The sequence below is a fragment of the Bacillus cereus group sp. BceL062 genome (genome assembly GCF_051780025.1).
Taxonomy (GTDB): domain Bacteria; phylum Bacillota; class Bacilli; order Bacillales; family Bacillaceae_G; genus Bacillus_A; species Bacillus_A toyonensis.
Map to the genome: position 1 here is coordinate 651,449 of NZ_JBPWGY010000001.1, position 26,455 is coordinate 677,903.

A 26,455-nucleotide genomic window follows, 5' to 3' on the forward strand; every position below is an offset into this window, starting at 1 on the left:
CTTACTGGCCAGTATACGTACATAGTAATCTTTCTGATCTAGTGCTACAATGTGAACAAATACAAACTGTACCGGTACAAATTAAAGGTTGAGGTGGTAATGATGTATAAGTATTTACATGTTTTAAACGACTTAGAAAGTATGATTCAAAATGGAGAGGTAAAAGAAGGGGGAAAATTACCGTCTATTCGGGCTTTAGTTACGCAATATGAATGTAATAAGGCGACAGTTATACGTGCACTTCATGAATTAGAAAAGCGTCATATTATTTATTCCGTCCCTCAAAGTGGATACTACGTTGTTAAGAAATCCGGGAGTATCATAGAAACTAACGAGATAATTGATTTTGCTTCCTCAGCACCAGATCCAGATGTGTTTCCGTATTTAGATTTTCAACATTGTATTAATAAGGCCATTGATACATATAAAAACGATTTGTTCATATATGGAACGCCGAAAGGTTTACCAACTCTAATTCCAGTTATTCAAAAACAGCTGACAAACTATCAAGTTTTCACAAAAGAAGAAAATATTTTTATAACGTCAGGTGTACAGCAAGCGCTTGCTATATTAACATCTATACCATTTCCGAATGAAAATGAAACGATATTAATTGAACAGCCAACCTATCATCTATATATTGAATATCTAGAAATAAATAAAATTCCTGTAATAGGTATTAAACGTACGAATGAAGGTATCGACTTGAATGAGTTGGAACGTATATTTCGAACAGGAAAAATAAAATTTTTTTATACGATACCAAGATATCATCATCCACTTGGAACTTCTTATTCTAAAGATGAGAAAGAAAAAATCGTACTATTGGCTAAGAAGTATAATGTATTTATAGTGGAAGATGATTATTTAGCAGATTTAGAAAATGATTCAAAAGCAGATCCTTTATATAGCTTACATAATTGTAATCATGTCATATATTTGAAAAGTTATTCGAAGATTATTTTTCCTGGTTTACGAGTCGGTGTGGCGGTTATTCCACCAGCTATTGCAAATGCTTTTCATAAATATAAAAAGATTTTAGATATCGATAGTCCAATGATATCCCAAGCTGCATTAGAAATTTATATAAAGAGTGGCATGTTCGAACGCCATAAAAATAAAATTAATTCTTCCTATTACGATAGATCAAAAAAACTAGCAGAAATATTAGAAAAAGTGCAAAATGAAAACCCACTTTTATTTACATATAAAAAGCATAGTACGATAGGAATTCATACTTGTTTAGAAATACATAAAACAAGTATTTCGGAAATGTTTTTTGAGAAATTGAGTGACATTCAAATAAATATTGATTCTATTGATAAAAATTACGTCAAAGGTTTTCCTAAAGAGAGATTGTTAAAGTTAAACGTATCGAATGTAAAAGAAGATAAGATTGAAGAAGGAATTCGCAAAGTAATCGAGGAAGTAAAGCAATCGGCACGTCTAGATTTTCAATTTAAAAAAGAATAATACGAATAAGGAGGTTTATTGTGAGAGGGAAAATAATAACCTTGTATGTATTTAGGTATTGGAGCAATGGTAGTTATTAAATATTATATAGATGATGATCAGTGCATAGCAGTTGCAAAATATTCAAGAGGTATTATCGTAGATCAAAATAACGAACCTATATCTAATGTGAAAATTTATGAAGATTCTATTGAAAGTGAGGAACGTAGTATTTCAAATGCACAAGGTGAATTTGAGATACCACATGGTGTTTGTGGTGAAATTGCGTTACAAGTGGTTACTCCAGATGGCGGAATTTATACGAGAAAATATGATAATGAACATATACCAAAAGTAATAAAGATAGAGTATAAAAAGTAAGAAGAATCATTTTAAACCAATGCAAGGTGAGTATGTTAAATCAAAATTGATAATTTTTTAGAGCACTCAATAGTTAAGTGCTCTTTTTGTGTATGACATAAGTGCACTACATGGAAAAAGATACCAATAAATGATATCCTTAAAATATAGCTTTTATTTTGAATAGGAGGGTGATGGAGTCTATGGCGGTACGTATAGTCGATGATTTACAGCAATTATCTTTGTTCCTTATGTTTTTAAGTACATTTATATTTTACAGATATTTAAAAAAGATTAAACGAGAGAGAAAATTGAGTGGTTTCGAATGGACAATGTATTTTGTCACTCAATTTGCGACATTAATTTGGGCAATTACTTATTTTATTAAACACTTAGCTGAATCGTAAATTCTAATCATTCAATCTAGCTTACTGTTATCTATTAGGTGTATAAATATAGTCTGTATCTAAATCGATGACAACATCGCTTATGACGTCTTCTTGTAATAATTTTGGAATTTTTTCGTATTGATATCGTACACAAAATAAGCTTAGAAGGTCCTCATTAGATATCTCTTCATTTTTTATATTTAAATACATTGTTATTAATTCGTTAATAGAACAGTTATGGCCAATAACATACTCATTTATTCCATATCCATCAAATTCAATTATCATGTTATCACTGCTGGGTGCTAGCCAACGTTATAGCTTAAAATTTGGATAAAACATCCACATGAAATATATTATACTTCACTCACACAATGTTTTGAAGAATTGAGATCAGGGGTAATTAAACAAAAGTATATGTTTCATATGAATAACGAAAAAATAGAGAAAATATTTGTCACAAACCTCACATCTGTTTCGTCACATTTATGATTACTAAATGAGGAGGAACATATATGAAAATATTTGTAGCAGGTGCAACGGGTGTTATAGGACGTTCTTTATTACCTATGTTAATAAAAGAGGGGCATACGGTATTTGCAATGATTCGTAATGAATTACAAGTAGAAGCAATGAAGAAAATTGGTGCTATACCAGTAATAGCCGATGTGTTTAATCGACAGGCTGTATTTTCTGTATTGGAAGAAACAACTCCCGATGTAGTTATACATCAATTAACGTCATTGTCTACATGGAATTTTGAGGATAATGCAAAAATTAGAACAAAAGGCACTCGTAACCTTGTCGATGCCGCAAAAAATGTAGGGGTAAAGAAAATAATCGCTCAAAGTATTTCATGGGCGTATGAAGCAGGGGATACATTTGCGACAGAAAAAGATTCACTACATATTAATGCTCCTATGCCTCGGCAAATCACTGTTAATGGCATATTAAAATTAGAATCAGCTGTTTCTGAGTTACCAGAATCGATTATTCTTCGTTACGGTACACTATACGGACCGGGAACATGGTATGCGGAAAACGGCTTAATTGCAAATCAAGTTCGTAATAATGAAATGATTGCAACAGATGGGATAAGCTCTTTTATACATGTCGAAGATGCCGCTAGAGCAACTATGTTAGCTCTTAATTGGCCTCCAGGAATCGTAAATATTGTAGATGATTCCCCAGCAACTAGTAAAGAATGGTTACCAATATACGCAGCTGCAATTGGGGCACCGGCTCCTAAAGCTCAAGCTGGGAAAAATAGTTGGGAAAGAGGAGCCTCAAATTATAAGGCACGTAAAGAGTATGGATGGACACCTTTATTTCCATCATGGTCTGAAGGATTTAAAAATTTGATAAGTATGTAAAATAATCCTTTAATGGGAATGCTACTAACATTCACCATTAAAGGATTGGGCTATTATGAATATAATTTGGGAAAGTATTATTTTAACCCTTACTGGAATTATTGTTTTAAAAATGACAGGTAGTACATCTGTTAGCCAAATGACGAGAGCTGAAATAATTATAGTTGTATCAATTGGACGTATTATTGTAGAACCTGTATTAAGTAGGAAAGTAGTTCCATCTATCTTTGCCGCTATCATATTTTCGAGCATTCTACTTATCATTCATTTCTTTGAATTGAAATCAAGGAAGGTGGAGCAATTTCTAAATGGAAGTAGCATTGTAATTGTTGAAAACGGAAAGATTGTAAAAGCAAATTTGATACGGGCAAAAATGTCAGAACAACAACTTTATATGCAATTAAGAGAAAAAGGGATCCATGATGTAAAGCGTTTACAGCAAGTTACAGCGGAACCGAATGGGCGTATTGGCTATCAATTAATAAAACAAGCACAACCAATAACTTTAGAAATGTTAGAAAAAGTATTAGATCAGTACAATATAAAAAGATAATTTTTCATGAGAAACAGCCAATACTACAATAAAAATATAGGCTGTTTTTTTATTTTCTATAAACGTAAGGATTAATAAAATAGGGGAGATTTTTAACCAATCTTTATAATAGATATAGGCTTATTATTATGCTATATTCAATGGGGCTACGATGACTAAGGTAAGTCGTATGAATAGAAGAAAAAACTATATACCAACAACACAAAAAATTTGCCTTTACTTTGATACTAAAAATGGATTGAAAATAAGGAGATAGATACATAATGGAATTTTGGGAATCAAGTTTTATTGAAAAACAAACGATGTGGGGATTTGAACCTACAGAATCCGCAATTATGACGAAAGATTTTTTTCTTGAAAAGAACGTTAAGGATATATTAGTTCCGGGTATTGGATATGGAAGAAATGCAAAGGTTTTTATTGATAATAGGATAAATGTAACAGGTATTGAAATTTCAAAAACAGCCATCGATTTAGCAAAGCAAAACGGACTAGAAAATATTAGTATGTATCACGGTTCAGTAAATGATATGCCTTTTGATAACAATCTTTATGATGGGATATTTAGTCATGCACTTCTTCATTTGTTGAATAAGCATGAGCGTGAGAAATTTATTAAAGATTGTTATAATCAGTTAAAACCAGGCGGATATATGGTTTTTACAACGGTTTCTAAAAAAGCGCCAATGTACGGAAAAGGGAAACAGTTGGACCAAGATTATTTTGAGATAATGGAAGGTGTAAAAATGTTCTTCTATGATTCTGAATCTATAAAACGTGATTTTAATGAATATGGACTAGTACAAGTTTCGGAAATTGACGAACCAAATAAGAACATGGAAAATAAGCCTTCAATCAATTTTTTAATGATAAAATGTAAGAAAGAACAATAAATAAAGAATTGTAAGCATTACTAACAATCTCTATATGTTGAATATGAACTAATAAAGAGGACGAGCATATATTATAAATACCTCTTAACTTTAAGTAACCTTAACTTTCGTTAATAGGATATCTCAAAATCCCCGAAAAGAGCACTTGCGGAAACGAGTGCTCTTTTATTTATGTGATAATAGATTTTTATGGGTATTCTATTTGGAATTTTAAACCATAAATATAGAATATAATGTTAAACTTAATGTAGCACTTGTTGAAATTAATAGTTGTGCTGTAATAGAGAATAAAGTACTTGAACGGAGTGTTATTGAATGCAAACAAGAAAAGCTTATTTATATGTATTTCATACGATGTCAGATTGGGAATACGGACATTTAATTGCTGAACTGAATACAGGAAGATATTTCAAAAAAGGTTTAGCGCCTTTAAAAGTAATTACAGTAGGAGTAAATAAAGAAACGGTTATTTCAATGGGAGGCTTGAATATAAAGCCAGATATTTTCCTAGATGAATGTGTGTTTGAGAGTAACGATCTATTAATTTTACCTGGAGGAAATACTTGGAGTGAAAATATACATAAACCTATTTTGCAAAAAGTTGATGAAGCTTTAAAGATGGGCGTAATTGTTGCTGCGATTTGCGGTGCAACTATAGGGCTTGCAAATTACGAATTCTTAGATGATAGAAAGCATACAAGTAATAGTTTAGATTATATGAAAATGGTTTGCCCGAATTATAATGGAGAAAATTTGTATGAAATGGGACCTGTAGCATCTGACCAAAATCTCATTACTGCATCTGGAGTAGCCCCTCTGGAGTTTGCAATGGAAGTACTGAAAAAATTGGATGTACTCGCACCGGATACACTTCATTCATGGTATAACTTACATAAGACTCATGAACCTGATTATTTCTTCCAGTTAATGAATTCTCTTAATAATTGAGTAGTTTTATAGTATCTCGAATAGGAACCATGCTTTAGATAGACAACGTCAAAGCATGGTTTTTTCGTTTTGTTTCATAAATATTTAAATATACAAATTTTATATAATAAAAATGAGTCCGAGAGAAATATTCTTCTCTTTTTATACGATTATTGCTGAACGACAAAAGTAATAGCATTTGTTTTTAATTGAATGTGTCTTTCATTTCGAACTATATCAAAAGCTAATTCTTTTATTTCAACTTTTACTTCTTTCCATCCTTTATAAATACTTTTTAATAGACGTATCATTTCTTCGGTTGGGAGATTAATTTCAATTAAAGCTTCTAATTCTTCATTCGTTTTTAAATCAATTTCTTGTATGTTAGAGTTAATAATTAAACAATTAATACCGCCGTTTTTTGTCCCTTTTTTCATAGAATGGAGCACGTTTGTTAAATCTTCTTCTGATTTAACATGCTCTAAACTTGATACTGCAACGATATAGTCATAAGTGTTAGGAGGAATATCGTAGTTTTCAATTGCTATTTGTTCCGTTTTTATTACTCCAAATACTCCATGTACTTTGCTATAAACTTGTAACTTTGTTAAAGCAGAATGAAGTAAATCGACACAAGTAACAGTGCCGCTACAATTTTTTATCTTTTGTGCAATTGGAATACTATTTCTTCCAACGCCAGATCCGAGGTCAAGTACTTGCAAGTTGTTTTGTCTTTCGAAATAGTCCATCATGTCCATAACTGTTTTAACTGGTTTGTAAAGCCAAGATCCAGTCTCAAATAGTTTATATTGTTCATAACAAAGGTCATGATATTTCTTTTCTTCTTGTCTTATGTAATCGATACGATTCATATTGTTTCAGCTCCAATATGTTCACTGCAAAATGAATAGGTAGGACAGCCTTTTATATTCGTTTGAATTCGAAAGATACCACCAGCATGTGGGTACTTTTTTAATTCTTCATCCGTCATTCTTGTTCTGGCTGTCGTAACATATAAGTCAGTTGAATTAGGGCCTCCAAATGTACACGACGTTACATATAAGGCAGGAATTGGAACACTTAATATTTGTTCTCCAGTCAAAGGATTCCATCTAGTAATCTTCGAACCACCCCAATGTGCAATCCATAAGCAACCTTCTTCATCGATTGTCATCCCATCAGGTAAACCATCATTTTCAGGAAAAAGGATAACATCAGTTGGATTACTAATTTCTCCAGTACGTATATCATAATGAAAACGAACTACTTTTTTAGTAGGTGTATCAATAAAATAAAGGTATGTATGATCAGGTGACCAAGCGATTCCATTTGATGTATTTACATATGAAACTTTTTTCTCAACGCTCAAATTATTATATAAACAATATAAGGAACCTGCAGCATTTATTCCATTTAAATCAGTAGTACCCGCCCAGAAGCGACCAGCTGGATCACATTTCCCATCATTAAAACGATTTTCTACTAAATGTGGTTCAGGATCATAAATATGTGTCAGTTTTTCTGTTTTCAGGTTAAGAGAGTAAAATCCGTTTTCCATTGCTAAAAGTACTACATCCTCTACATATGGAACAACACAGCCGATTTGCTGATTAAGGGCAATTACCCGGTTTGTATTGTTAGTGGGATTATAGATGCATAATGTTTTCTCCATAATATCAACCCAATATAAAAGTTGCTTTTTTTCATTCCAACATGGTCCTTCAGCTAAAGTTGCTTTAGCATCTAAAACTAATTCTATATTACTAAACAAGATGTTCACCTCGCATTATAAGATATTTATATAATTCGATAAAAATAGAGGTAAACCTTTTAGCGAGAGAATCTTAAGATTTGCAATGTAGAAAACAGACCTTCTCATATTAAAAAAGTGTATAAACACAGAGAGGAAAATGCATATGATGTTTTATGAGGTTGTTTGCTTTTCTTGTAAAAATATATTCCGAGTATATGAAGGTAGTGAACAATATAAGCGGTTTAAAGAGAAATCGAAAGGGATATATTGTTGTGATGAATGTAGCCACAAGATTCAATTAGAAGCGATAAAACATTTTTTTAGATAATTATATGTAATGTATTACCGTTCAGAAAAATTTGACAATAAACGTGTAATAAATTATCATATGTAAAAATCAACATTTAAAATGGCATGGAAGAGAAGAGTAGTTAAGAAAGAATACGTACAGAGAGCTCTGGTAGCTGAGAAAGAGCGGTATACATCTTAATGAAAAAAGACTTGGAGCTGCGCAAGGAACTAATTTATTTAGGGATGGTGCGACGGGTTCTCCCGTTATAGAGATAGGGTATAAGCATATTTTGCCGTACCTGAAAAGGTTAATATGGTGACGTATTAACAAACTGAGGTGGTACCGCGAAGCTAATAACTCTCGTCCTCAAGATGAATAATCTTGGGGGTGGGAGTTTTTTTGTTGTATAAAACTGAAAATGTGAAAACAAAAAATAATTGAGGTGAGTGACATATGCATTGGGCGTATGAAGTAGCACATGAATTAATTAGAAAACATCCAAATAAAGAAACTTTTGTTTGTGCATCTGGAATTAGTCCATCTGGTTCTGTTCACATTGGAAACTTCCGTGAAATAGTAACGACTTATTTTGTTGTAAGAGCTCTGCAAAATTTAGGGAAAAAGACTCGTTTTATCTTTTCATGGGATGATTATGACAGGTTTAGAAAAGTTCCTAAAAATATTGATCCATCTTTTGCAAGATACATTGGTATGCCGTACTGTGATATCCCTGATCCGCATGGGTGTCATAACTCATATGCAGAGCATTTTGAAAAAGAGTTTGAGAAATCGCTTCAAGCATTTGGGATTGAAGTGGAATTCATATATCAACATGCTGAATATAGAAGCGGAAGGTATAATGGCAATATATTAGAGGCTTTGCATAAAAGAAAAGAAATATATGATATTTTAATGCGTTTTAAAACAGGAGTTCACTTTGAAGAAGATAGAGAAAAATTTTATCCAGTTACGTTATATTGCGAGAGGTGCGGGAAAGATGCAACAACGATTACACAATTTGATGAAGTATTAGAAACAGTACGGTATGCATGTGAATGCGGAAATGAAAATGAATTATCGGTAGTAAATACAAATAAAATGAAACTGAATTGGAAAATTGATTGGCCGATGAGATGGATGATAGAGGATGTTATTTTTGAACCCGGCGGAAGAGATCATTCATCGGAAACAGGTAGTTACAATGTATCAAAAGAAATTGTAAGGGAAATATTCAATCGTGAAGCGCCTTATTACGTTGCTTATGATTTCATTGGTCTTAAAGGTAATCATGAAAAAATGTCTAGTTCTTCAGGAAATAGCATTACACCTAGCGACTTATTAAAAGTGTATGTACCAGAAGTAATTCTTTTTATGTTTGCAAAATATAGGCCAGGCGCAGCTTTTCATATTGGTCTTGATGAAGATGTGATCCGAAATTATACAGAGTATGAACGATTGAAAGATAGTTATGAAAATGAAGCACTAAAAAATGAAGATTTATTTGATGCAATTAAACTTTCTAGAGTTGATAACCGATTCAAAGAATATCCAAAGTTTAATCAAGTTGCAAGTACTTTACCACTATTAAATTTTGATTCCTCTATTTTACAAAATATATTAGAGAAAATAGATAGGAGTTATGCATTACCTGAAATGATTGCGATAAGTAATCGTGCAGAGTATTGGATAAGAAATTTTCAATCTAAAAAATTGATTACGGTAAATAAAGAGAAGAATACGGAGTTTTATAACACATTAGAAGATAGACAGAAAAACTGGGTGGAAGAAGTTTGTAAAACACTTCGTTCTAATAAAGAATATTCTAATTTAATGGAGCAACTGTATACGATTTGTCATCATGAAAATAAAAAAATAATGAAAGGAAATCAAAAGCTATTATTCACCATTATATATAGGCTCGTTATGAATCAATCAAGTGGCCCACGTATACCGTTATTAATACATGTGGTAGGCATCAAAAAAGTCATCACTTTATTAGATTTCTAATATATAGCTAAAAGCAACGCAAGTACTCAAAGATCTAAGTGCTTGCGTTGTAAATTTTACTACCGTGTATACAGTTTTGGACATTCATCACCACTTGGCTCATAAAAACAATGGCTTTTAAATTGCCCTACAAACGGCTGATTATACCATTCAGGTGGGCAAGCTCCAACTGGACGGAAATACCAAAGAGCCCATCGTGCTGGCCAGCGCCATTCACCTTGTAAAACCTTTCTTGCAATTTCTTTTTCTGACTCACGAGCGCGTTGATAAAAATATCCATATTGTACCGCTTCAAATCCACCGGGGCTTTGATATACAGCATCACGAACGGTACGGAGTTGTTTGAAATCTAAGCAATCGCAAAATACACGATTCACAACAACGCAGCCAACAAGCTGTTCACCTTGTCGGCCTTCTCCTTCAGCTTCAGCACGAATTAAACGAGCTAGTAAATCAACATCGCTTTCGTTATATGGAATAAGGGGCATAGTGATACCACCTTTCTGTTATAGTAAAGAGTGTATGTTATAAAATAAGCTACGTGCTTTTTTACATAAAAATAATATTTGATTTTAATAGGAGTTTGTATAAAAAAAGTTAATTAGTAATAGTAGATAAATAGAAAAGGGGAGAGGTATTATGTATCGAATTCATAAAGATGACATTATTTACGCAATGTCACCAGAAAATAAGCCGTGTATGGAAGTGGAAATTGGGAGCCGTCTTGTATTTGAAACATATGATTGCTTTGAAAACCAAATTGATTCTGAAGATGTTGTGTTCCAAGAATTAGATTGGAACCGAATTAATCCAGCGACTGGGCCTGTATATATTACAGGTGCAGAACCGGATGATATATTGGCCGTAACGATTGAAAAGATTAAAATTGCAGAGCAGGGTGTTTTAACTACAGGTGCGAACCTCGGTGTAATGGGTGAAGTGCTAAATGAAAATACAGTGAAAATCGTCCCAATACATAATAAACATGTTTTGTTTTCAAATGAACTGCAAATTCCGATTAATCCAATGATCGGTGTGATTGGTACTGCGCCGAAAGAGGAGAGTATTTCCTGTGGAACACCGCATGACCATGGCGGAAATATGGACTGTAAAGAGATAAAAGAAGGGACAACATTGTTATTACCTGTAAATGTTCCTGGTGCTCTATTAGCATTAGGCGATTTACATGCAGCGATGGGTGATGGTGAAATTGGTGTTAGTGGAGTAGAGGTTGCTGGTGAGGTGACGGTAACAGTTCAGATTATAAAAGGAAAGAAATGGCCACTACCAATGGCTATCCAAAAAGAAAAAGTAATGACGATTGCTTCAGAGAAATTGTTAGACGATGCAGCGAATCGTGCTGTACATAATATGGTGACATTTTTACATGAGGAATTAGAAATGTCTAAAGCAGATGCAACTCTTTTATTATCAGTAGCGGGTAATTTAAAATTTTGCCAAGTTGTGGATCCACTAAAAACGACGCGGATGGAACTAGGAATGGAATATGCGGAAAAGCTAGGTTTTAATTGGAGTAAATTTAATATTAAATAAGAATACTAGAAGAAGGATGCTGTTTTTTAAAAGTATCCTTTTTTAATTTACGGATGAAATAAAAAGAGGTAGTATTTACTTTGTATAAGTATATTTGAGATTGTGAATTAAAAGGAGTTTAAGAATGGTCAAAATTATGATTGTTGAAGATGATATGAAAATTGCGGAGCTATTATCAACTTATGTTGCGAAATACGGTTACCAAGGAATTGTAATATCGGATTTTCAAAATGTGTTAGACATATTTTTAGAAGAACAACCAGAGTTAGTTTTATTAGATATTAATTTACCAAGCTTTGACGGTTACTATTGGTGTCGTCAAATTCGCGGAGTTTCCACATGTCCAATTTTATTTATCTCGGCCCGTGAAGGTACGATGGATCAGGTTATGGCGTTAGAAAATGGTGGCGATGATTTTATTCCGAAGCCTTTTCATTATGAAGTTGTAATGGCAAAAATTCGTAGCCATTTAAGACGTGCTTACGGTGATTATGCACCGAAACTAGAAGAACGAATGGTTGAGCAACAAGGACTTAGTTTATATCCCGAAAGGCTTGTATTGAAGTTGCGAAATCAAGAGATTGATATAACGAGAAACGAAGCCATTTTATTAGAAATGTTAATGAAAAATTATCCGCGTGTTGTGAGTAGAGAAGTGTTGCTTAATAAGTTATGGGATAGTGAATCTTACGTTGATGATAATACATTAAGTGTAAATACAACACGTGTGCGTAAAAAGTTAAAAACATTACATATTGAGGATGCGATTGAAACAATTCGTAGTGTTGGATATAGGTTGCATATTACTTGGGAAAATGGTGTGGAAAAATGATAAGGCTGTTTATACGTGACCATATACCACTTATTTGTTTTACAGTGCTCCAACTACTAGCCATATTCCTCGTATATTGGTTTGATGGACATAATCATATTACAACAGCATTATATGCAATGTTTTTAGGTGCTTTTTTTATGGTAAGCTACTTAATATTTCGTTATTTTACACATCGTTCTTTTTATGAGCGTTTAGCAAATCCATTGCAATCTTTGGATGAATCCGTTCAAAAATCTGATTTTGCAGTTGTATCTACTGCTCTCCAAGATTTACTTGATGCACAATATCGTCATTATCAAAATCAGCTGCAATTACAAGAGAGAAAAAATAATGATCAATTAACCTTTATGAATCAGTGGATTCATCAAATGAAAACACCTCTATCTGTAATAGAATTAATTACACAGGATGAAGTGGATTCGCGTTTTGAAAGTATTAATGAGGAAACAGATCGGCTGAAAAAGGGGTTAGAGATGGCACTGTATGTCGCACGTTTAGAGGCATTTACACAAGATTTTTATGTGGAAAGAGTACAACTACATAAAATAGTGAATGATTCTGTACATGAACATAAACGCTTTTTTATCCGGAATTTCGTATATCCAGAGCTTGAAATTGATAAGGGTATTACTGTAGAAAGTGATGCGAAATGGTTACAATTTTTAATTGGACAAATTATATCGAATGCAATTAAATACTCATCAGGTAGTAGAGAAAAGATTAAAGTGAAAGCATGTAAGGAAGGTAATACTGTTGTACTTGAAATAGCCGATAGTGGCGTCGGGATACCGAAGCAAGATTTACCAAGAGTATTTAAACCGTTCTTTACAGGAGAAAATGGTAGAGATTTTAAAGAATCAACTGGAATGGGGTTATATCTTGTATATGAAATTACGAAACAATTAGGGCATCGTGTAGAAATTCATTCAGAAGTTGGTAAAGGTACCGTTGTACGAATTATATTTTTTAATGTGTAAATAAGTGATTTAGGCTAAAGAACTTTGAAGATAAGTTTTTTAGCCTTATTTTATAGCGATTATTTGAAATGGTAAAAGGTCATCTTGGTATGTATAATGAAACGCTAATAAATACGATTGTTAAATTAGAAGGATTTAATAAAAAGCTGATAAATAGTTTTTGTAAGAAAAAATCCACCCCTTTGAAAGAGATAGCTTCATGAATCCATCCTATGAATAAGTGCATCAACATTAATAAGTATAATGTACGAATTCGTGATAAATTTTGTGGATTATAATAGAGTTAGTCGTTTATTTTTTTTCATGATATAGTATTGTAATTAAGTAAGCAAACTTAATACTTTATATCCAATTAACCCTAAAATAATGATAGGAATCATCATTAAAAAAGAAGAAATTCGATTAGCATTAGAGTGTTCTAATACAAGAATCAAGATAATCCCAACTATGACTTCGGTATATCCAACAGGTAACATGTGACTATAGTCGTCAAAATTTAAAAGAATGTGAAGTCCATCCGTTACAAAAACTCCACTTAAAAGTGCGCTTCCGAATTTATGAAGTGGATTTGTAGTATCTTTCCATAGAAAACCTGCAATTCCAAAGATAGTTCCTCCTATACATGCACATACAATCCATACAGATATAAAATAAATAGAGTGAGCTACATTTTTAATAATTATTGCATAACCATAATAGCCTAAAACCATACCTAGCAGCGCAAGTATACCGGAAAGCATAGCTGTACGCTTAGAATAACTAAGACTAGCCACAAAAAAGGATGGAACTAACCAAACACTTCCTAGATTAGCTAATGAATTCCAATGTCCTGGAAGTATACCCTGCCCCAATTTAGTTAGTATACCAACAAAAACCCCTACTATAATCGGGATGAGAAAAATCCTTAAAAACATATTTGATTTTATGATTTTTAATGTCTTGTCCATAAATTCAATCCTTACTTTAATATTTTCTGTAAACTTATAATAGCTTATTAAGGAAAAATAATCAATCGAATTTTATCGAAAAACAATAAAAAAATATTGAATAACGAATGGTGCTTTGTTTTTATAATTAGGTGAATAAAATATCAAAACTAGTTACTCAACCAAAATGGTAAATGAAATAATAAATGCAAGTAATAAAATTGCTGAAAACACATAATTCAACTTATCATAAGATGCTCTTGAGGATAACATTCACTCTTATACTTGTAATTTAGAATTTTTAATGATTTTCATCTCGTATTTACAATGAAATGATTTATGATAAAAAAGAAAAGGGATTGATATAGTTTCCTCCTGTTTTTATTTACAATTTATTAGAAGGAGGGATTTTTTACTAGTTGTGAATGTTAGGGGGATTGTAATGGATATTCGAAAAATGAAATATTTCATAACAGTGGCAGAAGAATTAAACTTTAGTCGTGCAGCAGAGCGTCTTATGATGGCACAACCGCCTTTAAGCCAAGAGATTCGTAAATTAGAAGATGAATTAGGGGTTCAACTTTTTTACTGGACAAAGAGAATGGTTGAGCTTACCGATGCCGGGAAAATATTTTTAGAAGGTGCGCAACAAACGCTGCTTCAAGTTGATAGAACGATTAAAGAAACACAGCTTGCGGATGAAGGAAAGATAGGACATTTAATAATTGGGTTTGTCGATTCTACAGAAACCGTTATAAATGTATTAAAAAAATTTATAACGGTTTCCTAAAATTCAGCTTATATTACGCGAAATGACAACAGATCAACAAATAAAAGCACTCTATGAAAAACAAATTCATATTGGATTTATTCGTTCCAAGCAGAATAATGAAATTTTAACTTCCGAAGTTTGTTCTGTAGAATATTTAAAATTGGTTTTGCATGAAGAGCACCCTTTCGTTATGTTACGTAACATTCCAATTAAATCATTAGTGGATGAACCATTTATTTTATTTCCACGTCATTTTGGTACAAACTTTTATGATGTAATTATTAGTTACTTTTGGGAACATGGAGTAAGTTTAAATATTGTTCAAGAAGCGATTCAAATGCAAACGATTGTGAATTTAGTTGCAGCAGGAATGGGGATTTCTGTCGTTCCGTCATCAGTGGAAAGTTATAAAAAAACGGGAGTTATATATAAAGAAATTCAAGAAAATACCCCAAAAATAAATTTATATGCTGGATGGAGACTAGATGAACAGTCTGTTGTGTTAGAGAACTTTTTAACTGTTGTTAGAGAGGTTTATACAACTTCACAATGTGAATGTAAAAGATAATAACCCATCTGTATAGGATGGGCAGTGTAGATTTGAAAAGGAAAGCTTCTTTATAGGTAGAACAAAAAGGTGTTTTAACCTGTTTTGCTCGGATCATACTCAATGAAATCTTTTAGTACACCATCAATTTGATCCATAATTTCAGGTTGTAATTTAACGCTAGAAGCAATTACGTTTTCTCTTATTTGCTCTGGATTTGATGCACCAATAATTGCAGAGGAAACAGCTGGATTTTGTAATACCCAAGCAACTGCAAGTTGAGGTAAGGTAAGATTAGTTTCTTGCGCGATGGGATTAAGTTTCTGAATTGCATTGAGTACATCATCGCTCATCCAGCGTTGCACGAGTTTTTGGAAAAATGGTTTACCAGCATCAGAGTTAGCACGTGATTGATTCGGCAATGGTTTACCAGGTTGATATTTTCCTGTGAGAATACCTTGTGCAAGGGGAGACCAAACAACTTGACCAAGTCCCTCACGTTGACATGTTGGTATTACATCAGTTTCAATAACTCGCCACAACATCGAATATTGAGGTTGGCTAGCGATAAGTGGAATGCTTAATTCTCGTGCAAGTGCTGCACCACGGGTGATTTGTTCTGATGTCCACTCACTTATGCCTAAGTAAAGGACTTTACCTTGTCTTACAAGATCAGCAAAAGCTAACATCGTTTCTTCAAGGGGAGTTGTTGTATCAAATCTATGTGCATAATAGACATCAATGTAGTCTGTCTGCAACCGTTTTAATGATGCATTACAATTTTCAATAATATGTTTTCGCGACAATCCACGATCATTTTTTCCAGGTCCGGTCGGATGACATACTTTTGTACATAGTTCTATACTTTCTCTCCGTATGTCTTTTAAAGACCGGCCTAGTACTTCTTCGGCTATCGTGTCCGAATAAACATCAGCAGTATCAAACGTTGTAATTCCGACATCTAGTGCGGTTTTCACACAATTATTTGCAGTATCTTCATTTACCTTTCCGCCATGGTTTATCCAGTTCCCGTATGCAATCTTACTTACTGTTAACCCACTGTTTCCGAGTTTGCTAAATTCCATTGTAGAATCCCCCCTTAAAAATGATACCTTTATTATAAGAACTGAAATTTAGTATGTATAATATATGATTTATGATGAATCTATATAAAAATTATATAAGAGGGGGATGTTTAGAATTTTATTACTAGGGGAATCTAAAACAAGTAGTACAACAAATGTGGTGTATGCTTGTTCAATATGAAGTTTAGAATTGATAAATAGACCTTAAAGAAAGCAATCTTTTTAAAAGCACATATAATTACATTTACTCATACAGTACTATTATGGTACAATATGGTTACTAACGACGGAAAGGAATGATGGGTGGACGATGATTAACTAATCTTATTTTTAAATGTTGAAATTAAATAAATTTCAATTTGTAAAAAATAGGATTAGTCTGCCCAATTCCATTCAACGGTATTGCTATTTGATTTGCGTAATAGCTTATTTGGGTATAAATAATGTAATGACTAATCCTGCCAAAATTACTTTGGGAGGATTTTTTTGTTCTCCCTTTATGAAAGGGATCGGTAATATGAAAGAGCTTTTAAAATTAAATGATGTGTATGTTGATATAAAGGAAAATGCTTTGTTAGAAAAAATGAATGTAGTAGTAAAACAAGGGGATGTAATCGGATTAATTGGTAAAAATGGTGCTGGTAAATCAACGTTACTTCAATTAATAATTGGGAAGATTGAGCCATCAAAAGGAAATGTTGAGTGGCAGCAAATGAATATGACAACAGCATATGTTGAACAAGAAATAGAATCTTTTATTAGTAAGGAAGTGATTGCAAAAGAAGCAGAGCTTCTTGCAAAATGGGGCGTGCCAACGAACGATTTTCATACTTTAAGTGGTGGTGAAAAGCTGAAAGTTCGCTTAGCGAAAGGATTTGCGAAAAATCCTAATGTCTTAATATTAGACGAACCGACAAATCATTTAGATGAGATGAGTACGGAATTTCTCATTAAACAAATAAAAAATATGAAAGGTACAGTTATCGTTGTATCGCATGATCGATATTTTTTAGATGTTGTCGCAACAAAAATATGGTCAATTGAGGATAAAAAATTAATTGAGCATAGCGGTAATTATACGAGTTATATGAAAGCACGTGAGCAAAAAAGACTGACGCAACAACGTGAATATGAAAAGCAGCAAAAGAAGATTGAACAAGTAGAAACACATATAAAAGAATTAAGTTCATGGTCACAAAAGGCACACGCACAGTCTACAAAACAAGAAGGTGTTAAAGAATTTTATCGTGTAAAAGCGAAGCGAATGGATGCGCAAGTTAAGTCAAAACGAAAACGTCTCGAAAAAGAGCTAGAGAAAACGAAAGTAGAACGTGTGAAAGAGGAGTACTCAGTTGAGTTCTCTATTCAAGCGAGTAAAAAAGTAGGAAAACGCTTTTTAGAAGTAAAACAACTAAAAAAAGACTTTCATGGAAAAATATTATTTGAAAACGTTAATTTTACAATTCAGCACGGTGAGAAGGTTGCGATTGTTGGACCAAACGGTAGTGGGAAAACAACATTACTAAAGATGATTATGGGAACGGAAACTGTGGAAGGAGAAGTATGGGTTTCACCATCTGCAAACATCGGTTATTTAACACAAGAAGTATTTGATTTACCACTTGATAAAACGCCAGAAGATTTATTTTTTAAAGATTCATTTGAAGAAAGAGGGAAAGTCCAAAATTTAATGAAACATTTAGGGTTCCAAGCTTCTCAATGGAAAGAGCCGATTGAACATATGAGCATGGGAGAACGAGTGAAATGTAAGTTAATGGTTTATATTTTAGATGAAAAAGACGTACTCATTTTAGATGAACCGACAAATCACCTTGATCTGCCTTCACGTGAACAGCTTGAAAATACATTAGCGGAGTATAATGGAACACTAGTTATCGTTTCTCACGATCGATATTTTCTAGAGAAAACAACTAACACAAAACTCGCGTTTTCAAATCATACGATACAAAAACAGCTAGAAGAACCTCCTAAAACAAGAGATGAAATTGAAGAGCTACGTTTAACGTTAGAAACAGAGAGACAAGAAGTATTAGGAAAATTAAGCTTTTTAACTTCTAATGATAAAGAATATAAAAAACTTGACGAACGATTCATAGAACTTACGAAACAGATTAAGGCGCTATAATTATTTAGGGGGATTAACATGGGAGCAGAGAGTTCAACTAAGTTATTTAGAATAGACTGTGGAGATATATACCTACAAGAGTTTACTATGAAAGATGCTGAGAGTATTTATAAAATATCGAATCAACCGGAAATAGAAAAATTTTTGCCAGACTGGAAATCAACGAAAGAACAGAGGGTTAATTGGATTATCAATGATGAAATACCAGCAAACAAAGCATTTCTTGAGGCAGTGAAAACTACGAATAACATAGATAATCATATGTTAAAGCTAGGAATATTTAAGGAAGCTACAAATGAATTCATTGGATGGTGCTGCACAGGTATTAAAGAAGAACTCCCTACACCAAACAGAGAGATAATGTATGCTATCTCAAGTGAATATCAAAATACTGGCTATGCTACAAAAGCGACTAAAGGCTTAATTGACTATTTGTTTAAAAACACCACTTTAGATGTCTTAAATGCGATAGCTTTAATTAACAATGTACCATCAAATAAAGTTATTGAAAAATGTGGGTTTACTTATATGAGTGAACAGACGATAGAAAATCAACTATATAATCATTATGTATTGAGTAAATCAGAGTGGATAAAAAATATAGCTCTTTGAAGGGAGCTATATTGCATATGAAATCAGTAAAAAGGCTTAGAGCTAAAACTCTGAGCTTTTTTTCGTACTATATGATAAGTTGTTATTCATTGTTTTGAAGTTGTATAGTTATTCTTTATAATATATTGCATGTTGCTAATAAAGAATACAAGTTGTTTCAGCGACTAGAAATAAGAAGCATTGTATTCCATACCACTATACAAATATTATAAGATAGATATACATTGATTATATATTGGAAATAGATTTGTTATCAGTTTTTTTAGAAATCTTACAAGCGTGTAAGATAAATGAAAGATGAATCAATATGTGCTATAAGACAATTCATTTACACTTTATAGTGAGCAGTGGAAATGAAGGGAGAATATAAATGGAAATTTTACATGCAAAAAGTATTAGTAAAGTATATAAAGGGAAAATACCTTTTAAGGCATTGGTAGATATTGATTTATCAATTCAAGAAGGTGAATTTGTAGGGATTATGGGACCATCAGGAAGCGGGAAAACAACGTTATTAAATATGGTATCTACTATTGATTCTCCTACATCGGGAGAAATATTAATAAATGGTACAAATCCTTTCCAGTTATCATCAGACAGTTTAGCTTTATTTCGTAGGAAACAATTAGGATTTGTTTTTCAATCATTTAATTTACTTAGCACACTTACAGTGAAAGAAAACATTGTATTGCCGATGACACTAGATGGTGTATCTGTACAAGAAATGAACAAACGAGTGGAAGATATTGCAGAGAAATTAAATATTGCAGATATATTGAGTAAAAGAACGTTTGAAATATCAGGGGGGCAAGCTCAAAGAACTGCAATCGCTCGTGCTATCGTTCATAAACCGCAATTATTACTTGCAGATGAACCGACAGGGAATTTAGACTCTAAATCTTCAAATGATGTAATGGAGATGCTCGATACTCTTAATAAAGAAGAAAAAGCAACGATGATGTTAGTTACACATGATCCGTATGCAGCGAGCTTTTGCAGCAGAGTTATATTTATTAAAGATGGTCAATTATATAATGAAATTTATTGTGGTGAAAGCAGGCAAGCCTTTTATCAAAAGATTATGGATGTCCTTTCTTTGTTAGGAGGGAAAAGGCATGACTTTTCGTCAGTTCGCATTTAATAATATTTTTCGTAATAAGCGTACATATGCTGCTCATTTTTTAAGTTGTACATTTTCTATTATGATTTTCTTTACGTATGCCCTTTTGTTATTTCATCCTGATTTACAAGGGGAGTTGAAATCGACAAGTGCAACAATAAGTGCATTTGGTACATTAGGATTTACAGTTTCGCAAGGCTTGATATTTGTCTTTTCATTTTTCTTTATTCTATATTCAGTAAGTTCATTTTTAAAAACGCGTAAGAAAGAATTTGGCATTTTAATGATGCAAGGTATGTCAATGAGGCAACTAAAGAAATTATTATTAATTGAAAATATGTTAATTGGACTTGGGTCAATTTGTATAGGGATTTTCATCGGTCTCATATTTTCTAAACTAGTATTATTGATTAGTGCAAGTGTATTAATGATTAGTAATGGCTTACCTTTTTATATACCAGTGAAGGCCGTACTATTAACACTCATCACATTTCTTTTCTTATTTTTAATCGTTTCGCTTGTTACTTTTAAAATGATAAAAGTAACGGAACTTGTGGAACTTATTCAAGCAGAGGAAAAGCCAAAGCCTGAACCGAAATTTTCCATTTTATTATCGCTACTTTCTTTAATTAGTATAGGCTATGGATATATTTCAGTATTTCGCTTTATCCCAAGTATTAATTTTATTACGCTCGGAATGGGTGTACTTCTAGTCATTATAGGAACATACTTTTTATATACACAGTATAGCGTTTATATATTGTATCTTGCTAAAAGGAGAGAATCTTTCTTTTTAAAGCGAACAAATATATTAACATTTTCAGAATTGATTTACCGTATGAAAGATAATGCAACGATGTTTTTTATAGTATCTATTATTTCAGCAGTTGCATTTACAGCAATAGGTACAACAGCCGCTCTTGGTAATAGGAATTTAGTGTGGATGACAAACCCATATACATTTCTGTATGAAAGCTCTGAAAACAACAAATTAGTAGATAAACATCTCTCTATTATAAAAAAACATCTCTCTGATGCAAATATTCCGTACCGAATGGCTTCATCTTCAAGTAAATTTACAGAAAGTAACGTAAATGTATTGAAATTAAGTGAATATAACGAACTTACGAGAGCACTAGGGTATCAACAAGAAACGATTGAAAAAGAAGATGAAATTTTACTAATCCCTGGGAGGGTGTCACAAAAACAAGAATTTAAAAATGGTGACTATAAAAAAAATATTGAAGTTATTCAAGGAGATTGGACAAAGACATTTCGTGTAAAAAAAACTGTGGGGGATCTAGTTTTACCACATGATTCTAGTAGTATTTATATTGCTGTTCAAGATCATGTGTATGATGAAATTCCTCTGACGAGTAATCCACAAGATGAAAATATTCAACATCGTACTTATGGATTTGTTGTAGATGATTGGATAAAAACGAAAGAGATTTCAAATCAATTAAAGAGTATACTCGATAAAGATCTTAGGGACAGAGATTTCTACTTTGAAGCTTTAACATTAAACTTGTTAGAGGCAAAGCAAAAGAATGGTTTATTACTCATGGCAAGTGTTTTAGTCGGAATCGTCTTCTTTACATTTGCTGCTAGTTTTATTTATTTCCGATTATATACTGATTTGGACCGTGATCAACAACAATATAAAATGATTTCGAAAATGGGATTAAGTAAACGAGAGTTAAAAAAAGTTGTAACGAGACAGTTAGTATTAATGTTCTTCTTACCAATTATCATTGCAGTGATTCATACTGTAGTTGCGTATACGGCACTGCAACAATTAGTCAGTTTTTCTATTTTAAACAGCTCGATCTTTATTTTAATTTCATTTATATGTATACAAGTTTTATATTTTTTTATCACTCGTTGGCGTTACCTACAAAAGCTTTATAAGACTATGGAGCAATAAAGTGAAACTTTAATCAGTGGGGGTTTCCTTCATCCCCCACTGATTATTAGCCTTCACCAATCGGGCTTTTGCGGGCAGTTGAGCCCCCACCTAACTTCTTTGCTCTCGCTGAATTTTGAGGTGGGGGTCTTACTGCCCGTTAATGCGAGATAGAGGATATTAACTAATAAAATTACAAAAAAACATGTAAAAAATGATATGAATTATGAAAGGAACCGTGATGAAAAGAACTTTAACTATTTTTATGTTAACTATAATACTTTTAATAAGCTTTAGTGCATGCTCTAAAAAGGACAACGCATTCCCTGCAAACGGTGTATTAATTATTGGAGATGAAAATAATATTTCACCAATTATTAATCATTATCAGGAAATTACGAAAGAAAATGAAGTGTTTTCTGTGAAAAAAAGTGAAGTTGGAAATGGACATGTCTTAATTTTAAATGAATCTACAGCACTAGCGTTGATTAAAGAAAAAGTTTTTCGTAAACGAGATAATGACTCCGATTATATTATAGATACGTTACCGAAATTCCCAAAAGAAGGATCGCTACTGTTTACAAGTGAAGACGAAAAGACTATGAAAAGTATTAAAATAGAAGGAAAAGAGATTGCTGTTACATACGATAGTGACGCTTGGATAGGTAACAATCGTAAATATCCAACGCAATCGTATGTGATCGTAGCAAAAAATAGTGTATATAAGGAAATAAAAGCAAAAGAAACGAAAATGCATCTTCTTCAATTTAAGAAATCTTTAGGTGACGAAAAACCTAAAATGTCGACAGATAATACAATGGTTAATGAAAATGTCAAAGTAAAAAAGCTAATTAAAGGTTTGGAAGGAGAAGTATCTTTTCAGTTTGTAACGATTGGAGAAAAATCTTAAAAAGAGTTCGAGGTTGATAGAAACTTTATCAACCTCGAACCCTTTTTAGTTTTATGCCATTTAGATTACATTACTTCATTTAATCGAGTCTCGTTTGTTTCCTCAATCACATTTGGGTTTTGAACCGAATTACTTTGAGCTTCTTTTTCTTTACGAGACTTTTGTAGCATTTCAAGGATGATCCATAATGGAACACCTTTATCCTTTAACATCTTCCATAAATCTAATTCGTTAAATTTATGCTCAGGCTGTTTCATTTCTTTTTCAGATGAACGAATATCGAACTTGATAGGATCATTTGCTTTCTTACCTTCAAGTTTAGTAGAAGAGATAGTATTATGCTCAAGGTTAGATGGAGTTATTTTAGTAGGTTGAGCTAATGTATGAATGTTTGATCCGATTTGCATGTTTTTTCCTCCTTTTCAAGCAATAAAATTAGTTTTCTTATGATTTTTAAATCCACGTAACATGAGGAAACTACATTCAATTATAAATTCAAATAATCAGATTTACAAGTTATATTGTAAAAAGCAAATGTTTACTTGAATTAATATTTATCAACATTTGTGTATGTTTTCTATATATACAACGTATATAAAATACTTTACATTATGTGTAAGTTAAAAACTGAATGTGTCAATATTTTTTATAGAAAAATGAAAGCGTTTAATTAGGGGGAGAAAGTATGGGGAAGTTATTTTTAAAAGTATGTTTTTTCACATTAGTGACTGTTTGTTCATTCATAGCGAAAACAACTTACGCTGAAGAGAGGCAACAAAATAATTATCCTATCATTTTAGTGAATGGATTTGCTGGATGGGGTAGGGAAGAAATGTTAGGGGTAAAATATTGGGGTGGTGTTCATGATATACAGGAAGATTTAAAAAGAAATGGTTATACAGTACATACGGCTGCTGTTGGTCCTGTTTCCAGTAACTGGGACCGTGCATGTGAATTATATGCACAAATTAACGGTGGAATTGTAGACTATGGTGCGGCACACGCTGAGAAACATGGACATAATCGTTTTGGTAGAACTTATAGTGGATTTGTACCGAATTGGAGTGAAGCAAATAAAGTTCATTTAGTTGGGCATAGCATGGGTGGACAAACGACAAGAACATTAGTGCAGTTATTAAAAGAAGGCAGTTATGAAGAAAAAGACTATGTGAAAAATCATCCGAACGCAAAGATATCACCACTATTTGAAGGCGGTAAATCGTATGTTCATAGTGTTACAACTTTAGCAACTCCTCATAATGGCACAACACTCGCGGACGGAAGTCTTCTATTGCCGTTCGTTAAAGATTTACTCATTACAGCTGCGAGTTTAGGAGGAAACAATAATTTATCATTATATGATTTTAAATTGGACCAATGGGGTATGAAAAAAAACGCTGGAGAGTCCTTCTTCCAATATACTGATCGGATTTTAAATAGTTCAATTTGGGAAAATACAAAAGATATTAGTCAATGGGATTTAAGTACTGATGGAGCAAGGGAGTTAAATAGTTGGGTAAAGACGCAATCGGATGTGTATTACTTATCGTATAGTGGACATGCATCACAAGCAGCACCTATAACCGGTTTACAACTACCTCATATTACAATGAACAAAGTATTAATGGGGAATGCATTTTTCTTAGGTTCCTATGCAAGATTTGAAGAAAATCGCCCATTAATTGATACATCTTGGTGGCAAAATGACGGTGTAGTAAATACAAATTCTATGATTGCGCCTTCAACTAGTATTGCTGTAAATAATAATGAGTTTTTACAGGTTGGAAAATGGAATCATATTGAAACGAAAGAAAATTGGGATCATTTAGACATGGTAGGACTAAGCGTTTCAGACACGTTAGGTTTTTCTAATATTCAAGAGTTTTATAGAACAGTTGCAGAAAAGTTATCACGGTTACCGCAATAGTTAATAATAAAGCGTTCTCGATGGAATTCGGGAGCGCTTTATATTATATTGAAAGAGGGATATGGAAGAAAAATATGGGGGGATATTATGAAAATACAAGTTGTTTTATCAGGATACGGGACAGTAGGAAGAGAGTTTATAAAATTGGTAAACGAAAAATATTTATATATATACGAAACATATGGAATCCATTTAGTTGTAAGTGGCGTATTAGGTAGAAATATTGCAATACATAATGAGGAAGGTTTGTCTATTCATCATTTATTAATGTATGGTAGCGGTACTGCATCAATTGAAAAGTATATAGAACATCACCCGAAAGACCGTGCAACAAGAGGGATAAGTGGTACTGTATTGGTAGAATCAACAGTTACAAATCTTAAAGATGGAAATCCGGGAAAAAAATATATAAAACAAGCGATTGAGAAACATATGGATATTGTTGCAATTTCAAAAGGTGCACTCGTTACTAACTGGAGAGAAATAAAGGCAGCAGCAAAAGAAGCGAATGTACGAATTCGCTATAGTGGCGCAACTGCTGCAGCACTACCGACATTAGATATTGGACAATTTAGTTTGGCTGGCTGCAATATTGAAAAAATAGAAGGAATATTAAACGGGACAACTAATTATATTCTTACAAAAATGTATGAAGAAGATGTTACGTTTGAAGAAGCACTGAAAGAAGCGCAAAATAAAGGAATTGCTGAGACGAACCCAATATTAGATGTAAGTGGTTCGGATAGTGCGTGTAAATTATTACTTTTGGCAAACAGCTTGATGGGTGTTGAGAATATGCTTACTGATATGCATATAAAAGGAATCGAAAATGTTACAAAACAACAAATTCGACATGCTAAGGAACAAAACAATTATATTAAATTAATAGCTTCAGCATATAAGGATATGGATGGTAAAGTGAATCTTAATGTAGAACCGCTTGAAATAGAAAAAGACCATCCACTAGCAAAAGTAAATGGAACTGAAAAAGGAATAACATTCTTTACAGATACAATGGGACAAGTTACTACAATTGGTGGAGCTTCTAATCCACGCGGAGCCGCAGCAGCTGCTTTAAAAGATGTAATTAACTTATATCGTAGAGATTTATAGAAGTAAAATTCACACCTTCAAAATTC

26 protein-coding genes, 1 pseudogene and 1 other annotated feature are annotated in these 26,455 nt (G+C 32.7%); of the genes and pseudogenes, 20 read left to right on the forward strand and 7 right to left on the reverse strand.

Annotated elements, in window-relative coordinates; all coding sequences use genetic code 11:
* Positions 1-102 precede the first annotated feature (102 nt).
* The 3 genes from ACS2MN_RS03190 (at position 103) to ACS2MN_RS03200 (ending at position 2,219) form a co-directional block, all read left to right on the forward strand.
* Entirely contained in the window at positions 103-1,473 is a 1,371-nt protein-coding gene (locus tag ACS2MN_RS03190) for a PLP-dependent aminotransferase family protein (RefSeq protein WP_346994182.1), read from the forward strand.
* Positions 1,474-1,518: 45 nt separating this feature from the next.
* The gene (locus ACS2MN_RS03195) at positions 1,519-1,833 is read left to right on the forward strand and encodes a carboxypeptidase regulatory-like domain-containing protein (RefSeq protein ID WP_002038770.1); all 315 of its coding nucleotides are present in this window, start codon (positions 1,519-1,521) and stop codon (positions 1,831-1,833) included.
* A gap of 182 nt (positions 1,834-2,015) precedes the next feature.
* Positions 2,016-2,219, forward strand: coding sequence for a hypothetical protein (locus ACS2MN_RS03200; RefSeq protein WP_000290881.1), 204 nt, complete (start codon positions 2,016-2,018; stop codon positions 2,217-2,219).
* 27 nt (positions 2,220-2,246) lie between these two features.
* Here ACS2MN_RS03200 and ACS2MN_RS03205 read toward each other — a convergent pair whose 3' ends face one another.
* Complete coding sequence (locus ACS2MN_RS03205) at positions 2,247-2,489, reverse strand: hypothetical protein (protein WP_000582705.1); 243 nt, start codon at positions 2,487-2,489, stop codon at positions 2,247-2,249.
* Between the two features lie 227 nt (positions 2,490-2,716).
* On the opposite strand from ACS2MN_RS03205, the gene ACS2MN_RS03210 reads away from it, so the two are divergent.
* The 4 genes from ACS2MN_RS03210 (at position 2,717) to ACS2MN_RS03225 (ending at position 5,968) form a co-directional block, all read left to right on the forward strand.
* On the forward strand, positions 2,717-3,574 hold the full coding sequence (locus tag ACS2MN_RS03210; protein WP_000689421.1) for an NAD-dependent epimerase/dehydratase family protein: 858 nt from the start codon (positions 2,717-2,719) through the stop codon (positions 3,572-3,574).
* 55 nt (positions 3,575-3,629) lie between these two features.
* Positions 3,630-4,127 carry a DUF421 domain-containing protein gene (locus ACS2MN_RS03215; RefSeq protein WP_001021709.1) on the forward strand — a complete coding sequence of 166 codons (498 nt, stop codon included), beginning with the start codon at positions 3,630-3,632 and terminating at the stop codon, positions 4,125-4,127.
* Positions 4,128-4,390: 263 nt separating this feature from the next.
* Positions 4,391-5,020 (forward strand): class I SAM-dependent methyltransferase, encoded by a 630-nt coding sequence (locus ACS2MN_RS03220; protein ID WP_087949929.1) that lies wholly within the window; start codon positions 4,391-4,393, stop codon positions 5,018-5,020.
* Between the two features lie 315 nt (positions 5,021-5,335).
* On the forward strand, positions 5,336-5,968 hold the full coding sequence (locus ACS2MN_RS03225; RefSeq protein WP_001194784.1) for a type 1 glutamine amidotransferase family protein: 633 nt from the start codon (positions 5,336-5,338) through the stop codon (positions 5,966-5,968).
* A gap of 149 nt (positions 5,969-6,117) precedes the next feature.
* Here the strand turns inward: ACS2MN_RS03225 and ACS2MN_RS03230 are convergent, their stop codons facing one another.
* Positions 6,118-6,819, reverse strand: a complete 702-nt coding sequence (locus tag ACS2MN_RS03230; RefSeq protein WP_001079473.1) for a class I SAM-dependent methyltransferase — start codon at positions 6,817-6,819, stop codon at positions 6,118-6,120.
* Positions 6,816-7,718 (reverse strand): SMP-30/gluconolactonase/LRE family protein, encoded by a 903-nt coding sequence (locus ACS2MN_RS03235; protein WP_000492437.1) that lies wholly within the window; start codon positions 7,716-7,718, stop codon positions 6,816-6,818. The genes ACS2MN_RS03230 and ACS2MN_RS03235 overlap by 4 nt, the downstream gene beginning before the upstream one ends.
* Before the next feature lie 139 nt (positions 7,719-7,857).
* Here ACS2MN_RS03235 and ACS2MN_RS03240 point away from each other — a divergent pair, with 139 nt between their 5' ends.
* Together ACS2MN_RS03240 and lysS are read left to right on the forward strand one after the other, a co-directional pair.
* Positions 7,858-8,028, forward strand: a complete 171-nt coding sequence (locus ACS2MN_RS03240) for a DUF2197 domain-containing protein (protein ID WP_044810524.1) — start codon at positions 7,858-7,860, stop codon at positions 8,026-8,028.
* A 78-nt stretch (positions 8,029-8,106) separates the two neighbouring features.
* Positions 8,107-8,363 (forward strand) — a binding site (T-box leader).
* 82 nt (positions 8,364-8,445) lie between these two features.
* A complete protein-coding gene (gene lysS, locus ACS2MN_RS03245) occupies positions 8,446-9,999 on the forward strand; it encodes a lysine--tRNA ligase (protein WP_098709325.1) in 1,554 nt (517 codons plus the stop codon).
* A 59-nt stretch (positions 10,000-10,058) separates the two neighbouring features.
* Here lysS and ACS2MN_RS03250 read toward each other — a convergent pair whose 3' ends face one another.
* Positions 10,059-10,487, reverse strand: coding sequence for a cell wall hydrolase (locus ACS2MN_RS03250; protein ID WP_001128414.1), 429 nt, complete (start codon positions 10,485-10,487; stop codon positions 10,059-10,061).
* Between the two features lie 151 nt (positions 10,488-10,638).
* On the opposite strand from ACS2MN_RS03250, the gene ACS2MN_RS03255 reads away from it, so the two are divergent.
* From ACS2MN_RS03255 to ACS2MN_RS03265, 3 genes are all read left to right on the forward strand, one after another.
* Positions 10,639-11,553, forward strand: a complete 915-nt coding sequence (locus ACS2MN_RS03255) for an acetamidase/formamidase family protein (RefSeq protein ID WP_098954896.1) — start codon at positions 10,639-10,641, stop codon at positions 11,551-11,553.
* Positions 11,554-11,677: 124 nt separating this feature from the next.
* Positions 11,678-12,385 carry a response regulator transcription factor gene (locus ACS2MN_RS03260; protein WP_000239006.1) on the forward strand — a complete coding sequence of 236 codons (708 nt, stop codon included), beginning with the start codon at positions 11,678-11,680 and terminating at the stop codon, positions 12,383-12,385.
* Positions 12,382-13,365: a sensor histidine kinase gene (locus ACS2MN_RS03265; RefSeq protein ID WP_000620175.1), complete on the forward strand. Its 984-nt coding sequence runs from the start codon at positions 12,382-12,384 to the stop codon at positions 13,363-13,365. The genes ACS2MN_RS03260 and ACS2MN_RS03265 overlap by 4 nt, the downstream gene beginning before the upstream one ends.
* Positions 13,366-13,685: 320 nt before the next feature.
* On the opposite strand, the gene ACS2MN_RS03270 is transcribed toward ACS2MN_RS03265, so the two are convergent.
* Complete coding sequence (locus ACS2MN_RS03270; RefSeq protein WP_000361814.1) at positions 13,686-14,312, reverse strand: DUF6518 family protein; 627 nt, start codon at positions 14,310-14,312, stop codon at positions 13,686-13,688.
* A gap of 421 nt (positions 14,313-14,733) precedes the next feature.
* Here ACS2MN_RS03270 and ACS2MN_RS03275 point away from each other — a divergent pair.
* Positions 14,734-15,631 (forward strand): annotated as a pseudogene (locus ACS2MN_RS03275) (LysR substrate-binding domain-containing protein).
* 74 nt (positions 15,632-15,705) lie between these two features.
* On the opposite strand, the gene ACS2MN_RS03280 reads toward ACS2MN_RS03275, so the two are convergent.
* Positions 15,706-16,695 carry an aldo/keto reductase family protein gene (locus ACS2MN_RS03280; RefSeq protein ID WP_346994180.1) on the reverse strand — a complete coding sequence of 330 codons (990 nt, stop codon included), beginning with the start codon at positions 16,693-16,695 and terminating at the stop codon, positions 15,706-15,708.
* A gap of 517 nt (positions 16,696-17,212) precedes the next feature.
* Here ACS2MN_RS03280 and abc-f point away from each other — a divergent pair.
* The 5 genes from abc-f to ACS2MN_RS03305 all read left to right on the forward strand — a co-directional run bounded on the left by abc-f (position 17,213) and on the right by ACS2MN_RS03305 (position 23,389).
* Positions 17,213-18,841, forward strand: a complete 1,629-nt coding sequence (gene abc-f, locus ACS2MN_RS03285; RefSeq protein ID WP_087950325.1) for a ribosomal protection-like ABC-F family protein — start codon at positions 17,213-17,215, stop codon at positions 18,839-18,841.
* Between the two features lie 18 nt (positions 18,842-18,859).
* On the forward strand, positions 18,860-19,453 hold the full coding sequence (locus tag ACS2MN_RS03290) for a GNAT family N-acetyltransferase (protein ID WP_098709327.1): 594 nt from the start codon (positions 18,860-18,862) through the stop codon (positions 19,451-19,453).
* A 370-nt stretch (positions 19,454-19,823) separates the two neighbouring features.
* Complete coding sequence (locus tag ACS2MN_RS03295; RefSeq protein WP_000404263.1) at positions 19,824-20,594, forward strand: ABC transporter ATP-binding protein; 771 nt, start codon at positions 19,824-19,826, stop codon at positions 20,592-20,594.
* A complete protein-coding gene (locus tag ACS2MN_RS03300; RefSeq protein ID WP_000144135.1) occupies positions 20,569-22,500 on the forward strand; it encodes an FtsX-like permease family protein in 1,932 nt (643 codons plus the stop codon). Before ACS2MN_RS03295 ends, ACS2MN_RS03300 begins: the two co-directional genes overlap by 26 nt.
* Before the next feature lie 220 nt (positions 22,501-22,720).
* A complete protein-coding gene (locus ACS2MN_RS03305; RefSeq protein WP_438894659.1) occupies positions 22,721-23,389 on the forward strand; it encodes a lipoprotein BA_5634 family protein in 669 nt (222 codons plus the stop codon).
* 65 nt (positions 23,390-23,454) lie between these two features.
* On the opposite strand, the gene ACS2MN_RS03310 is transcribed toward ACS2MN_RS03305, so the two are convergent.
* Positions 23,455-23,796: a DUF3914 domain-containing protein gene (locus ACS2MN_RS03310; protein WP_001165487.1), complete on the reverse strand. Its 342-nt coding sequence runs from the start codon at positions 23,794-23,796 to the stop codon at positions 23,455-23,457.
* A gap of 278 nt (positions 23,797-24,074) precedes the next feature.
* On the opposite strand from ACS2MN_RS03310, the gene ACS2MN_RS03315 reads away from it, so the two are divergent.
* The gene (locus tag ACS2MN_RS03315; protein ID WP_088056201.1) at positions 24,075-25,316 is read left to right on the forward strand and encodes an esterase/lipase family protein; all 1,242 of its coding nucleotides are present in this window, start codon (positions 24,075-24,077) and stop codon (positions 25,314-25,316) included.
* A gap of 87 nt (positions 25,317-25,403) precedes the next feature.
* Entirely contained in the window at positions 25,404-26,429 is a 1,026-nt protein-coding gene (locus ACS2MN_RS03320; protein WP_000701776.1) for a homoserine dehydrogenase, read from the forward strand.
* Positions 26,430-26,455 lie beyond the last annotated feature (26 nt).